This is a genomic window from Blastococcus goldschmidtiae, from assembly GCF_031845325.1.
Taxonomy (GTDB): Bacteria; Actinomycetota; Actinomycetes; order Mycobacteriales; family Geodermatophilaceae; genus Blastococcus; species Blastococcus goldschmidtiae.
Window position 1 is genome coordinate 23,807 of sequence record NZ_JAVREI010000005.1, and the last position, 12,432, is coordinate 36,238.

At 70.6% G+C, this 12,432-nt stretch carries 12 protein-coding genes; 3 read left to right on the top strand and 9 right to left on the bottom strand.

Annotated elements, in window-relative coordinates:
- Positions 1-80 precede the first annotated feature (80 nt).
- Positions 81-686, top strand: coding sequence for a cadmium resistance transporter (locus RM425_RS09405; RefSeq protein ID WP_311344934.1), 606 nt, complete (start codon positions 81-83; stop codon positions 684-686).
- Positions 687-956: 270 nt separating this feature from the next.
- On the opposite strand, the gene RM425_RS09410 is transcribed toward RM425_RS09405, so the two are convergent.
- Entirely contained in the window at positions 957-1,694 is a 738-nt protein-coding gene (locus RM425_RS09410) for a response regulator transcription factor (RefSeq protein WP_311344935.1), read from the bottom strand.
- Positions 1,695-2,017: 323 nt separating this feature from the next.
- Positions 2,018-2,371, bottom strand: a complete 354-nt coding sequence (locus tag RM425_RS09415) for a hypothetical protein (RefSeq protein ID WP_311344936.1) — start codon at positions 2,369-2,371, stop codon at positions 2,018-2,020.
- A gap of 410 nt (positions 2,372-2,781) precedes the next feature.
- Here RM425_RS09415 and RM425_RS09420 point away from each other — a divergent pair, with 410 nt between their 5' ends.
- Positions 2,782-3,513, top strand: a complete 732-nt coding sequence (locus RM425_RS09420; RefSeq protein WP_311344937.1) for a GAF and ANTAR domain-containing protein — start codon at positions 2,782-2,784, stop codon at positions 3,511-3,513.
- Positions 3,514-4,326: 813 nt separating this feature from the next.
- On the opposite strand, the gene RM425_RS09425 is transcribed toward RM425_RS09420, so the two are convergent.
- The 4 genes from RM425_RS09425 to RM425_RS21655 form a co-directional block, all read right to left on the bottom strand.
- Complete coding sequence (locus RM425_RS09425; protein ID WP_311344938.1) at positions 4,327-4,671, bottom strand: vitamin K epoxide reductase family protein; 345 nt, start codon at positions 4,669-4,671, stop codon at positions 4,327-4,329.
- 101 nt (positions 4,672-4,772) lie between these two features.
- Positions 4,773-4,880 carry a DUF427 domain-containing protein gene (locus RM425_RS21650; RefSeq protein ID WP_396137039.1) on the bottom strand — a complete coding sequence of 36 codons (108 nt, stop codon included), beginning with the start codon at positions 4,878-4,880 and terminating at the stop codon, positions 4,773-4,775.
- Between the two features lie 299 nt (positions 4,881-5,179).
- Positions 5,180-6,835, bottom strand: a complete 1,656-nt coding sequence (locus RM425_RS09430) for a PQQ-dependent sugar dehydrogenase (protein WP_311344939.1) — start codon at positions 6,833-6,835, stop codon at positions 5,180-5,182.
- Between the two features lie 39 nt (positions 6,836-6,874).
- Positions 6,875-7,471 carry an alkaline phosphatase family protein gene (locus tag RM425_RS21655; protein WP_396137037.1) on the bottom strand — a complete coding sequence of 199 codons (597 nt, stop codon included), beginning with the start codon at positions 7,469-7,471 and terminating at the stop codon, positions 6,875-6,877.
- 212 nt (positions 7,472-7,683) lie between these two features.
- Here RM425_RS21655 and RM425_RS09435 point away from each other — a divergent pair, with 212 nt between their 5' ends.
- On the top strand, positions 7,684-7,962 hold the full coding sequence (locus RM425_RS09435) for a hypothetical protein (RefSeq protein ID WP_311344940.1): 279 nt from the start codon (positions 7,684-7,686) through the stop codon (positions 7,960-7,962).
- Between the two features lie 681 nt (positions 7,963-8,643).
- On the opposite strand, the gene RM425_RS09440 is transcribed toward RM425_RS09435, so the two are convergent.
- The 3 genes from RM425_RS09440 to RM425_RS09450 are packed head-to-tail and all read right to left on the bottom strand — an operon-like array spanning position 8,644 to position 12,426.
- Positions 8,644-10,428: a hypothetical protein gene (locus RM425_RS09440; RefSeq protein ID WP_311344941.1), complete on the bottom strand. Its 1,785-nt coding sequence runs from the start codon at positions 10,426-10,428 to the stop codon at positions 8,644-8,646.
- 58 nt (positions 10,429-10,486) lie between these two features.
- The gene (locus RM425_RS09445; protein WP_311344942.1) at positions 10,487-11,737 is read right to left on the bottom strand and encodes a tetratricopeptide repeat protein; all 1,251 of its coding nucleotides are present in this window, start codon (positions 11,735-11,737) and stop codon (positions 10,487-10,489) included.
- 29 nt (positions 11,738-11,766) lie between these two features.
- Positions 11,767-12,426, bottom strand: coding sequence for a class F sortase (locus tag RM425_RS09450; RefSeq protein ID WP_311344943.1), 660 nt, complete (start codon positions 12,424-12,426; stop codon positions 11,767-11,769).
- Positions 12,427-12,432 lie beyond the last annotated feature (6 nt).

Consider the following 12,432-nt stretch of genomic DNA (forward strand, 5'->3'; position numbering starts at 1 on the left):
TGCGACCGACAGCCCCTGACCGATCGAACGGGTGACACCCAGACCTCAACCCGCCCCCCCGGCACGACCAGAAGGCAGTCATGGACATTCTCACGTGGACCCTGCAGGCCATCGGCCTGTTCATGGTCACCAACATCGACGACATCATCGTGCTGTCGCTGTTCTACGCCCGGGGTGCCGGCCAGCGCGGCACCACCGCGAAGATCCTCGCCGGCCAGTACCTGGGCTTCGGCGCCATCCTGGCCGCGGCGGTGCTCGTCGCCCTGGGCGCGCGTACCTTCCTGCCCGAGGAGGCGATCCCGTACTTCGGGCTCATCCCGCTGGCCCTGGGCCTGCTCGCAGCCTGGCGGGTGTGGCGCAGCGATGACGACGACGATGACGACGAGGGCAAGGTCAGCGGCAAGACACTCAGCGTGCTCACCATCGCCGCGGTCACCTTCGCCAACGGCGGGGACAACATCGGCGTGTACGTTCCGGTCTTCGCCACCGTCGGCACCGCCGGCATCGTCGCCTACTCGATCGTGTTCCTCGCCCTGGTGGCCGTGCTGGTCGCCGCGGCGCGCTTCGTCGCCACCCGCAAGCCGATCGCCGAGGTGCTGGAGCGCTGGGAGCACATCCTGTTCCCGATCGTCCTCATCGGCCTGGGCATCGCCATCCTCGTCGAGGGCGGCGCGTTCGGCCTCTAGTCCCGCGTCGACCTCGACGGCCGGCGGGCGATGCTCATCGAAGTGCATTGGAAGGGGAACTGTTTATCCGCTCTCGCTCCTCGACCCAGCCGGCTTCTATTAAGCGGATGCCGCGACCGACGCCGAGTAGGCACGACCGGTGATGCCGCTCTGACTGCATCCCGGTTGACGGATCACCTCGTGGCGCAAGCACATCGCCGGGCTGGGAAGCGAGCACGCTTCGTACAGCTGTGCCAGCGCCGCCCCAAGAGGACCCGGTGCGGACATCGGTCATGCGGCGTTGATGGACGCACGCCGGCGGGAGATCGTGCGTTTGGTGGTGGCGAGCTGTTGGGCGATGTCCCGGATGGACCTGCCCTGTTCGGTGAGGCGCCGGACGACTTCGCCTTGCTCAGCGGGGGTCAGGTGCTCGAGGCGGACGCCGTCGCCGGCGAGGGCGCGCTCGATGGCGATCTCGTCGACGTCGCCGTCCGTCTCTACACGTTCAGCGTGGTGTTGGGGGTCTGGGTCGGTGTCGATGTCGTCCCAGGCCAGAGGTGGCAGCCAGCCACGTTCCGCGGCGAAGGCCCGGGCGGCGTCGGCAGCGGCGCGCTGGTCGCCGGTGGACTGCGATGGGTGCAGGTTCCACAGCTGTTCGTAGAGGGCGCTGACGTCCTGCGCAGTCTGCGCGGTGACGGAGTCGCTGAGCATGCTGCGTCGTAGGCCCGTCGAGCTTCGGCCGAGCCTGGCGGCCAGCTCGTCGTGAGGCCATCCGACGGCGATCAGAGCCTGCAGCCGACGACGAGTGCCCGTGGCGACGACGTGACTGCGCGGCGCCCGGTTGGCCTGGTCGATCCGAATGCGCAAGACATGGTGGGCGGTCTCGGGCCGGACCCGCCGGATGACTGGGTTGCCGTTGCGCCCGGGGCCGGCCAGCTCGCGGACGTGGCTGGTGGAGATGCCCGCAAGCGATGCGATCTGCTCGACGCCGATGCCGGCGGCGCGTAGTGCGCGGATGTGCTCGCGCACCGGCGCTGCGTCTACGAACGGCCGCCACCGGCCGAAGGTCTGCGCGCGGTGCACGGCACGGCCTGCCGCAGTGTTGGCGGCAGTGCAGTCGGTGCACCGACAGCGGTCCTTCACATAGGCGACGCGGGTTCCGTGCACATGCCGAGCACGCGGATGAGTGCAGTCCCGCGTCACCCGACCCTGAGCGCGCTGGACACGGCGACGTGCTCGCTCGGAGGTCTCCCGGTGTTTCGCACAGGAATGGCGCGCGTGGTGGACGTCGGCGAGGGCGTCGCTTGCGTACGTGCCGCTGTAGCCGCAGGCCGGGCAGGTCCGGGTGGCGCTCATGCCCCACCCAATGGGGATTCGGCGACCGGCTGACCGGTGTGGCCACGACTGGGTACGCCGGCCCTGGCCAGGACGTCTTCCATCCAGTCGGTGCGGAGGCTGCCGGCATCTCCGACATGATCGTCGAAGGCCATGGCCGTGAACTGCTGGGCGGTGGCGGCCCACTCTCGGTCGGACAGAGGTCGCTCGAGGTGGGCTTCGACGGTGGGCCGGTCGACGTAGGCGATGCTGGCGCCGATGACGTCGGCCACGTCGGTGAGCAGCCGGTGGGTGTCGCCGCCGTAGCTGTCGACGAAAGTCTGCAGCGGCGCAACGGCTGCCGCTGCCGGTCGTCCCGGCCAACTGCACATGGCGCTCCCGTGGGTGAGGACCTCTTATCGGGAGAAGGCGCTATTCGAAGCCGTTTGGTGACACCCGCCGAGGAATGGGATGCGGGGGCGCTCGACCAGATGTGTCCCGTCGAGGTGAATCGCGGCGTTCGGCCGTGTTGGCCGCGGGTGGAGCGCCGACGCCCGCTCTGGGCTGTCGCGCCGACGAAAGTCGCTTTGTCCACGCGCTGCCCGCTGCAGGGGCGCCCCCGAAGAAGGGTGGAGTCAAAGCGATGGGTGGATTCCGGCAGGCACCAGGGCACGGTGCTATCGAGGCGGTGCAGTTGGGGCGTTGTTCGGCTGACCTGCGACTTTCGAACTCGCTGTGCCGCTGTCCCCGGGGCGCGGGGAACGTCGGCGGTTCGGCGCGGCGACGGCGGTAGCGTCTGGGCATGACGGCGATTCGAGACCACAGCGATCAGTCGCCGACGCCGGGTCTGGGCGATGTGATGAGCCGCGTCGCTCGTCAGCTGCAGGAGGAGCACGGCGACGTCGAGGGCACGCTGCAGTCGATTACTGCCGGGGCGGTTGCGACCGTGCCGAACGCCGAAGAGTGCGGCATCACGTACGTGATCGGCCGCGCGAAGGTCGAGCCGCGCGCTTGGACCAGCGGCCTGCCCAAGCAGGTCGACGCCCTCCAGGACCAACTCCAGCAGGGACCGTGCCTGGACGCGGTCTGGGAGTCCGAAGTCGTCCGGGTCGACGACGTCGGCGCTGATGACCGCTGGCCGGAGTTCGCCAGGGAGGCGCCAGGTCTGGGCGCCGGCAGCATGATGTGCTTCCAGTTGTTCGTCGCCGGTGACCAACTCGGCGCCCTGAACATCTACGCGAGCAATCCTGGCGCCTTCGACGACGAGTGCCAGGACATCGGTCAGATGTTCGCCAGTCACGCCGCAGTTGCGCTCGCCGGCGCCGAGCACGAGTCGAACCTGCGCTCGGGCATGAGCACCCGCGACGTCATCGGGCAGGCCAAGGGCATCCTGATGGAGCGGTACAAGCTGACCGCCGATCAGGCCTTCGGAGTGCTTTCACGTGCGTCCCAGGAGGTGAACCGGAAGCTGGCTGACGTCGCCCGCGAGCTCACCGAGACGGGCGCGATGCCCCTCGGCCGCCGCCGGGACTGATTGCACGGCCAGATCGCACTCGGCGGCCGCTCTGCCAGCCAGCCCGCGAACGGCCGCTTCGGCCGTCGCTGGAGGAAGGGGGCGGAGATCGTCGCTAGGGCGGGGACCCGCGACAGGCACTCTTTAGGCACCCAATACTCCCGCAACCAGCCGCGCGTAACCGTCGCAGCCGACGCTCCAAACCGCCCCTGAACTGCTTATTCAACGCGGGCCAACGTGAGCAAGCGCCTCAAGATCAAATCGCAGGGTTACTGGTTCAAGTCCAGTCGGGGGAGCAAAGCCGCAGGTCAGGTGCATGGATGTAGTGCCCCGACGAACAAGGTGTCCGAAGAACGACCAACATGCGGTTGCTTTCGCGGGTACCGGTCGAGCTTCGGTGCACGTGCGCGGGGGCATGACGAGAGTCGCTTGTCGGCGCTGGACCGTTTCTCTGGCACACCGGACTGCCGAGGCGCGAGGAACGGCGGATGAGGTCTCTCTCGCGAGCCGGGTCGAGATGCCGCCAACCGCTGCTGAACATCTGACCGGTCCTCAGGTGGCGCTTCGGCAAGAGTCGGGAGGCCGCTATCGGAAACGGTGGAGCGCCGCGGCCGCCTCAGGGCTGACGTGGCCACGCCCCAGGTAGACGTCCTGGGTGAGGCTGGGCCGGCTGCGACCGAGGTGGTCGGCGATCTGCCGAGCGGACAGGCCGGCGTCGTCGAGCCGGGTCGCGACCGTCTTGCGGAAGACGTGCGAGGTGACCCACGGGAAGTCGGCCGCTCGGAGGGGCGCTCGCCGTCCAGGAGGTCCTCGGCAGGTGCCCGCCCAGCCCGTTCACGACCGGCTCCGCAGGCGACGGAGGGCGGCGCGCGCCTCGGGCAGGGCCAGCGGGAGAGTGGCCACCTGAGCCACCGCCGCCACGGTGCACCAGGAGCAGACCTTGCGGTGCTTGGTCACCTGCTCGGCGAACAGGTAGAGGCCGCCGCCGGCATCCGCGGCGGTCTTAGCGGCCAACGCCAGTGGCACCCACGGCATCGTCCGGGCGCGGTTCGGGTCGCCCATCCCGGCCAGCACCAGCGTGACCCCGGCACTGAGCAACCCGATCGCGGCATCCGGTGCCTTCAACTGCTGGTAGGCCTCGCCCGAGGCGTCGACGGCATCGGCGTGGAGGAAGGGCAAGGACAATCAGGGCACGCGGCGTAGCACCCCGAACTGGTAGAGGCGGAGTGGGCAGGTGCTCCGTCGCAGAAGACCTGCCACTCGCTACGGCCGGCCTCCGGTCACTCGACTCGGGCGCTGCGCCAGAACGCGACCCGTTCCTTGATCTGTGCCGCGGCGGCGCTGGGCTCGGGGTAGTACCAGGCCGCGTCCCCAGGTTGCGCGCCGATGTGCCGTGCGGGTCAGCCCGCCGCGAGAGCGTCCGATCCCTTCACCATCGACCTCGATCGCACTGACCCGGGCCGATCGGGAGCCCCATTTCCAGGGAACGTCGTCACGGCGAGATGCCGGCAGGTCGAGGTATCGCCCGGGACAGGGTTGGGCTCGGTTTCCAGTGCGCGGTAGCCGCGGTCAATCGCCCAGCGGGCCTCGGCCAGCCGGCACCGGCGGCAAGAGGCCCGCGGCCGCTGGCGCGAGAATGCGCCAGCGGCCGCGGGGATGCCTCTCAGGCCCGTCCTCGTGCCCGAGGTCAGCCAGCCTCGGCGTGACGGCGGCGGATGGCCACGGTGCCCGCGACGGCGGCACCGGCCAGAGCCGTGCTGCCGAGGAGGAACAGGCCCATCGATTCCACACCGGCGGTGCTGCCGCCGCCGGCGTCGACGCCGCCCACCGGCATCCGGGTCACCTTCCAGATGCCACCGGTGCCCGGCTGGTAGGCGTACGGCGGCTTGAGCGCCATGTCGATGTTCACGATGCCGTAGTCGACGATGTACATCGCGCCGTCCGGGCCGAACTGCACGTCGAACGGACGGGCGAGGGGGTCACCCTTCACGAACGGCGTGATCTCACCCGTCTCGGTGTCGACCGCCACCACCTGACGTCCGATGTTCCCCTCCCGCAGCGGATTGGTCGGCGGAGCCAGGTCGCCCCACTCGGCGACGAACATCTGCCCGCCGAACTCCCCCCAGCCCTCCGGTGCGATGTCGATCATCGACGGGGACGAGTTGAACTCGTGCCGTCCAAGAACCCACTCAGGGTCGGGCGGGGTCAGGCCACTGGCCTCGACATCGATGACCGATCCGAGGATCTTGCCCAGCTCCTCATCGGTGCCGAGGAACACCGGCACCTGGAACTGGTCCGGTGGCTCGAACTTCGGATCCGTCAGCGGTTCACGGCTGGCGGAGAACTCGGGGATCCCGTACCAGCGGTCGGGCTCGATCCGCAGGGTGGCGTCGATCTCGCCCTGCACCGGGCGGGACCCGCGGATGTCGTAGCCGTTCTCGGCGGCGAACATCTCCCCGTCCTCGCTCCAGGTGAGGCCGAGCAGATTGCGGAAACCCCAGGCGTGGGTCTCGATCGTCTCCTCGGCGTTGTCCGGCTCGAAGGTCAGGATCGACCCGCCGCACTTCTCCACGCCCTCGATCACCTGCCCGGGCTCGGTCGGAGTGCCGAACGGCACGTAGGCCCCGGTGAGCACCATGTCGTCGGGATCCTCGGTCAGGAAGTTCGGGGTCTGGAAGTTGTGCCCGGTCAGCACGATGTCCTCACACGGCGTGGTGTGCACACCCGGGCTGCGCATGACCCAGGGAGCGACCGAGGGACCCATCACGCCGGCGTTGCCGGCCGGCCCCACCGACACGTACATCCGGCCGTCCGGACCCACGTCGATGTCGTTGATCTGGTGCTCAGCCTGGCTGTCGAGGATCCCCTTGAACAGCAGCTCCACCTCACCATCCAGCGTGGCCCGCGACACCGCCCCGGTGAGATCCTCGGCTCGGTGGGTGAAGTAGAAGGCGCCCTCGTGCCACTTGAGGCCGACCAGCGCCGGCTCGATCGCCTCGTCGAGCTCGACGACCGGCGTGGCCTGCCCGTCCGCGACCTCGAGGATCCGGACGGGCCCGAGCTGTTCGGGGAAGAGCCCGCTGCCGGCCTCGGCCACGTACATCCGCCCCTCGCCGTCCCAGGTGACCGAGGTGGGCAACTGCAGCCCGCCGACGACCTGCTCGATCCGATACCCCTCGGGCAGGTCGAACGCGCCGGCCGCGGCCTGCTGCCCGCCTCCACCCGACGGCGGACCGGACTCGTCGGCGGCCGCCACACCGGGGGCGCCCACGGCGCCCGCCGTACCGAGCAGCCCGAGCGCCACTGCGGCGCTGAACTTGCTCGTCGTTGTTCTCCTGGCCATGTGAGACATAGGTCTCCTGCTTCCATGGACCGTCGCTGGTCAGAGACGACCCTCGTCGACACCGGCCCTGGTTTCACGGCCGGGTCGGCGCCTGCCCGTCGGCCCACGCCAGGAAACCGGCCACTGTGACGCGTAACACAACCGTAAGGCGTTTGAAGCGTGAGGGGTTGCGCGGCGCTCGGACCCAGCTGGTCGTGCAGGTCCTCGGGCCGCACGCAGAAATCCGGATTCTTCCGCCCGTCGGCGTGGTAAACGGGCCGCGGGGTCGCCGTCACCTCGCGCGCGCTCCCATGGGGTACCACCCGAACAGGTTCGCCGTCCGGAGCTCGGGTCGAGGCGGCGCGCGGTGCCCCACATCCATTCGGCTCGGACAGCCGAGTCGTGCTGCCGCCACAGAAGCACCTCGCCGAGGTCGCGGAAGTACCAGCCGTTGCCGACGATGCCGTGGTCGCGGATCAGCGTTCCGGTCAGCATCGTCGTCTGGGCGCTGCAGGTGACCGCGGGTAGCACCGTGCCGAGCTCGGCGGCGAACCCGTCGTCGGCCACAGCGCGTACCGCGGGCATGTGCTCCAGCAGCCGTGGCGTCAACCCCACCACGTCGAGCGCCACCAACGGGCGGCGAGTCGTTCCTCCCACCTCGTCCAGCCGAGTCCGTACAGCCGGTCTGCCACGTTAGGCCACCTCTTCGGCGAGCGCGGTGATCAGCGAGGCGTCGTCGTCCGGTCGCCGCTCGGGCGGCAGGACCGTCCGAACCCGCCACTGACCGTCGGCGGACACGGCCCGGCCAGCGCCTCCTCCAGGTCGTCCGCGCGCTCCCGCACGCCACCGTCCCCGCCGGCGCGGGTCTGGTGCAGGAACCGGACCTCGTCGAAGGCCGCGAGCGCGGCCCGGGCAGCGGGGTCCGCAGGGTCATCCGCCCGGAGCGCGCTCGACACCTGGACCTTTGCGATCACCGCACCGCGTTCGTGCAGCGCGGCGATCGCCGCGACCGGGTCCTCGAACTCGACGGTGAGGTGGCACAGGTCGACGCAGATCCGGACGTGCGGCCGGCCGACCCGCTCGGCGACTGCGGCAGCTTCGGTCTTGGTCAGTACAGCTGGAGCGCCGCCGGCGGGCGGAGCGAGTGAAGGCCGTCAAAAGGCTCGTCGCGGTTCAGATGAGAGAGCCCCATCTCGGCTGCGACGGTCTTCGCGAGCGTTGTCTGCCGGAATCCGGAACCGGGAACCCGCAGCACGGGCGCAGGGAGCGGCGGCCGTGCGGTCGGTGCCCTGGTGATGGACGTCGTCGTCGTCACCGGGGGGATATATCGACGCGACCTCTTCCGGGAGAAGCGGGCCCGGCCCCGGTGTACGCGTCCAACGGCGCCGGTGGCCGTGGCTGCGCACGAGCAGCGCCGCGCTATACGGATTCCTGTTGGTCGTCAATCAATGATGAGCGACCGCGCCGCTTTGCGCCGGGCCGGTCCACCGGGCGCCTACCCGATGAAAGCCATGTTCGCGGCTTGGTCGGATACGTCGTTCTCGGCATGGCGACCGAGGCTGCACTGTAAGCCATCGAGGACCCATCGGCACCGTCGGCAGCCCAGGCGGCCGCTACACGCTGACGTCGGTGATACCTGGCCTGACAACGCCTGACGAGCTTGAGCTTGTGCCGACGTGTTCATGCGGCACAACGACCAGAGGTCATCCCGCCGACTGGCCGTCCTCGGGGTGGCAGCGGACGGCGAGGAGTGCGATGTCGTCGTCGTGCGGCCGGGGACGATCCACGTGAGTAGCAAGTACAGGTCTCGAGGGCCGGGGTGGTGTGGGTCAGGCGCCGAGGACTACTCCTCGCGCCATCAGCCCCAGGCCGACGAGGAGCACGAAGGAGGCGGTGACCACCGGTGCGGTGCGGGCCACCCCGCGCAGCCAACCGGGGGCCCGCCTCGTGGCCAGCCGGTGGTCGAGCCGCGCGCGCAACCCGACCAGTGCCAGGCCGACAGCGGTGAGAGTCGCAGCCATGCCGAGCCCGTAGGCGATGACCAGCAGGACGCCGAAGACCGTGCGTCCGAGCCCGATCGAGGCGAGCAGCACGATCAGTGCCGACGGGCTCGGCACGAGACCGCCGGCGATTCCCATGCCGACCAGTCCACCGCGGCCGGGTCCATGGGTGTGGCCGCCCGGGCCATGCTGGTGGACGCCGGACCACCAGGCGCCGCGGCCATGGCCGTGTTCGTGCTCGTGGTCATGCCCGTGGTCGTGGTCGTGGTCGTGGTCGTGGTCGTGCCCGTGGTCGTGGTCGTGGTCGTGGTCGTGGTCGTGGTCGTGGTCGTGCCCGTGGTCGTGGTCGTGCCCGTGGTCGTGGTCGTGGTCGTGCCCGTGGTCGTGGTCGTGGTCGTGCCCGTGGTCGTGGTCGTGCCCGTGGTCGTGCCCGTGGTCGTGCTTATGACCGTGACCGTCGAGAGTAGGTGGGTCATGGACCACGGCCGATGGCCCGCGGCTGACGCCCGAGAGCGCCGGAACGCCGGCCGCCAGCGCCGGCTCGGGCAGACGGTCGGCCGACGCGGCGCCGTCGGTCCGGCTCCGCAGGGCTCCGCGCAGCATGAAACCACCGATCACGGCCACCAGGAGTCCGCTCACCACACCGAGCCAGCGCAGCACCTGATCACCGGCCAGTGCGCTCGACAGAGACAGGGCAGCGCCCAGCAGCAGTACCCCGACGGTGTGCGTGACGGTGACCGTGGCGCCGACGGTCACCGCGTCGCGCGGTCGGCCGGCGCGGCCGGCCAGGTACGCGGCCATGACTGTCTTGCCGTGCCCGGGGAGCAGGGCGTGCCCGCAGCCGAGGAGGACGGCGAGGGCGAGGGCCAGCCCGCCGACCAGCGGCGTCAGGTCGCCATCGCCGATCATCTCCTGCAGCCGGCGGTCGAGGGCGGCCATCGCCGATGCGAATGGATCGCTTGACCGAGGTGCGACCGTCCCGCCGTCACCGGTGTTCTCACCCGGCTCGGTGGCCGCCTCGAAGGAGCGGACGTCGACCGGCGAGGAGAGCAGGTCCTCGGGGTAGCTGCGCAGCTGATCGGTCGGGCTCTCCGCCGGCACCGGACTGTCAACCAGACGGACGCCGTCGCCGTCGGCGGTGATCTCTCGCCACCCGACCGGCCCGTCGAGGTGGTCGTCGGTGAAGGCGACCGTGGCCGGGGCGCTCAGGTCGGCCTCCGCGCGCAGGTCGCAGGTCAGCCGCAGCGTCGGGAGGTTCGCCGCTCCGGGCACCGTGTCCAGGCCGGTCGCCTGGATCGTCCACGCGACCGGTGCGCCGTCGACGGTCAGCCGCAGGTCGCCGGCGAGGTCCGTGCACTGATCGGCCGCGGCCGAAGCGAGCTGGCCGGCGTCGGGGGTGCCGTCCGGCGCGATCTGCTGCAGCGTCTGGGCTGTCGGGATCTCCGCGCGGTCGACCACCGCGGTCAGCAGGACAGCCTCGGGAGTGAACAGCAGATGGTCGGCGTGATTGACGGTGAAGTTGCCGAGCGGATGCGCGGAGGCAGGCGACGCCGGGACGGCGAGCAGCAGCACCGCCCCCGTGGCGACGACGGCGGCAGCTCGTCCGAGCATCACGGCCGGCCGCCTGGATCGACGGTGACCTCGTACTGGTCCGGTCACGCTGCGCTCGCGCTCAGAGCGCTGCGAGCGCAGCCGCAGCCGCCACGCCGTCCGTGGAATACGGGTTGATGTCCACGGCGCGTTGCAGCGTGGCCCGCGCCTCGGGCATCCCCAGCGCCGCCTCGATGAGACCGCGGTGGTAGGCGAAGGCGCCGTTCTGGCTGCTGAGTCGCTCCGCGGCGAGGGCATGCGGCAGCGCTTCCTCGTCGCGACCGGCGACGTGCAGTGCGTAGGCCAGCGCGTCCTCGGTGTGGACGGTGGCGCGACGGTCGTACTCCCGCTGCGCCGCGGCCACGGCTGCGTCGCCGTTGCCCAGGCCGGCTTCGTAGTACGCCAGCTCCAGGTCCACCGCCGAGCCGCCCTCTTGCAGCAGCCGGTAGACGGTCCGCACGAGCTGCTGCTGCTGCTGCGCCTCCTCCGCCCGCCCCGCCGCCGCCAGCAGCGTGGCGTACTCGGCGAGATGACCGGGATCCGGGAGCCGGGCCACGCTGTTCTCGTAGTCCTCCAGCGCGCCCGCCACCTGCCCGAGGGCCGCTCGCGCCTCTGCCCGCGCCGCCAGCAACGCGGGATCGTCGGGACGCAGGCGCAGCCCGGCGTCGTAGTGCTGCACGGCGGCGGTGGGGTCGCCGTGGGCGAAGGCAAGCTCGCCCAGGTACTGCAGGGCGAACATTTTGTCGGATTCCACCGAGGCGAAGGCCAGCGCATCCTCCAGGGCCAGACGTGCACCGGAGATGTCGCCGTGCAGCTCGCGGTAGTAGGACGCGCGAGCAAGGCTGGCGGTCGAGGGCTTGACGTCGAGCATGCGCTGCAGCGCACGCTCCGCCTCCTCGTACTGCCCCAGCTCCACCAACGCGTCCACCTGCACGCCCAGAGCGGCCGCGCTGTACGGGTTGATGTCCAGGGCGCGCTGCGCCAGCGACAACGCGGTGCCGAAGTCGTGCCGCGATCCCGCCAGCGCGCCCTGGCCGGTGAGGGCTCCGTCGTTGTCCTCCGGCCGCAGCTCCAGCGAGCGGGCGAACGCGCCTTCGGCGCGGCTGTAGTAGCCGGGGTCAGCGGTGGCGATGCTCTGACGGAGGTAGGCGTCGCCCAGTGCGTTCCACGTCGTCCAGTCGCCGGGCACCCGCTCCAGCCGCGCCTGCAGCGCTGTCATGCCGGTGGGGTCGACAGGTGCTGCCACCACAGGCGCGTCGGCGGGCAGCAGCCCGCGCGGCTGCGCCACGACGGTGGAGATGCTGAACAACGTGACCGCCAGCCCGGCCACCACGGCCGCTGCTGCACCTCGTCGTCTCCAGCTCACCCTGCGTTCCCTTCGTTGTCCGGTACGGCCTGGTCGGGCGGCGTGCCGGGATCCTCCACGAGGTCGGCGAACACGACCACGTTGTCACGGTAGTTGCCGGTCGCGCGGTCGAACGCCCCGCCGCAGGTCACCAGGTGCAGCGACGGCTTCCCATCGGCCCGGTACACCACCTCGTCGGGGATGGCTTCCTTGCTGAAAGTCTCCGAGCCTTGCACCACGAAGTCGGCCGTGGTGCCGTCAGCGCGCCGCACCGACACGACATCACCCTCCTGGAGCTCCCGGAGGCGGTAGAAGACAGCGGGCCCCTCTTGGCTGTCCACATGCCCCACGAAGAGCGCCGCACCGGGGTCCCCGGGCGCCGGGCCGGCGCTCCACCACCCCGCGTCGCCGTAGTCCTCGGGCGCCTGCAGTTCGCCGTCGGGCCTGACCCGCAAACCGATGAGGGTTTCCTGCACTCCGATGGCCGGGATGGATAGCTCCACCGGCGGCGCTGCGGCGGCGTCGAGCGACACGGCGGGAACGGCGTTGAGCGGTTCGATCCACCGCGCCGTGGGTTCCTGGGCAGGCGCATCGCCGACGGGCTGCTCCGCGACCGCGACGAGATCCGCTGGCGCGCCGGGCCCTGCGTACAGCATGCCCGCGAAGAAACTGGTCACCAGCGA

Coding starts and splice junctions, on each gene's coding strand:
- RM425_RS09405 (WP_311344934.1), top strand. CDS start 81: ATGGACATTCTCACGTGGACCCTGCAGGCCATCGGCCTGTTCATGGTC.
- RM425_RS09415 (WP_311344936.1), bottom strand. CDS start 2,371: ATGTGCAGTTGGCCGGGACGACCGGCAGCGGCAGCCGTTGCGCCGCTG.
- RM425_RS09420 (WP_311344937.1), top strand. CDS start 2,782: ATGACGGCGATTCGAGACCACAGCGATCAGTCGCCGACGCCGGGTCTG.
- RM425_RS09430 (WP_311344939.1), bottom strand. CDS start 6,835: ATGGCCAGGAGAACAACGACGAGCAAGTTCAGCGCCGCAGTGGCGCTC.